1 protein-coding gene is annotated in these 1260 nt (G+C 41.0%); it reads right to left on the reverse strand.

From position 1 onward, the window contains the following. The coding region (locus tag EUBIFOR_RS11975) for a recombinase family protein (RefSeq protein WP_003866341.1) at positions 1-1260 on the reverse strand (1260 nt) is incomplete at both ends.

Here is a 1260-nt window from a genome sequence, read left to right on the forward strand (position 1 = left end):
CTTATCTGCTGTTCCAATTCTATCTGTTCCTTTTGATATTTCCCCGACAGCATAATGAAGTTTCGTTCTGTTATCTTCTCACAGGCTCTATCTTCATACATTTTCGCAAACAAACGGTCAATCTCATTTTGTCGGTTCTCGGCTTTCCTCAAGGCATTTGACTTTTTCTTCTTTTCTCGTATTCTCTCTGCATTGCCGACTTTCTGTATTTTGTTCAACACCTTTTCTTCGTCCTGCTGTACTGCCTTAGCCCAATACTGCAATCGCTCCAATACAGCTTGATACAGCACATCATAACGGATATAGTGCATAGAACAATAGCCTTTGCCAAATTGTCCGTAGAAACTGCAAGCATAATAACTGTATGGTGTCTTATTTGCCGTATTTGTCGCAAATCTCATAGACCAGCCACAATCCGCACACTTGACAAGCCCTGCAAATATCGGCGTTGCCTTTTCCTTTGTCTGTCTACGCCTTGATTTTATCTGCTCCTGCACACGATAGAACACTTCCTTGTCAATAATCGGTTCGTGCGTGTTTTCTACTCGAAACCATTCACTTTCGGGCTTACGCACTTTCTTCTTGCTCTTGAACGATACCGTAGACTGCATATTGTGAACGCTGTTTCCAATATAAACTTCACTCTTTAAGATTGCCTTGACATGAGCGATTGTCCACTCATAACGCTTGCTTTCGGGCTTTCCCTCAAAGATATGAGCAAAAGTACCGTACCTTGTAAAATTCAGCCAAGACGCTGTCGGGACTTTTTCTTCTCGCAGTATCTTTGTGATTTTTGCACTTCCATAGCCTTGATAAGCTAGGGAAAAGATTTTTTCAACAATCCACTTTGTTTCCTCATCAACCAACAGTTTTCCTTTGATGTCAGGGTGTTTCTTATATCCTAACGGAGCATAAGCCCCATAATGAGCACCCTCTGCAAATTTTGTCTTAAAGGCTGATTTCACTTTACGGCTCGTATCTCTTGCCACCCATTCATTGATAATGTTCTTAAATGGTGCAATCTCACTTTCGCCCTTTTCGCTGTCTACACCGTCATCAATCGCTATGTAACGGACATTATGGCTGGGAAAATACAATTCTGTATATTGCCCTGTCATAATATAGTTTCTGCCAAGTCGTGATAAGTCTTTTGTTACAACACAGTTGATTTTTCCTGCCTCTATATCCTCAATCATTCTTTGAAAACTCGGTCTGTCAAAATTTGTTCCCGACCAGCCGTCATCAATATATTCATCAATG

Source organism: Holdemanella biformis DSM 3989 (assembly GCF_000156655.1).
GTDB classification, from domain to species: Bacteria; Bacillota_I; Bacilli_A; order Erysipelotrichales; family Erysipelotrichaceae; genus Holdemanella; species Holdemanella biformis.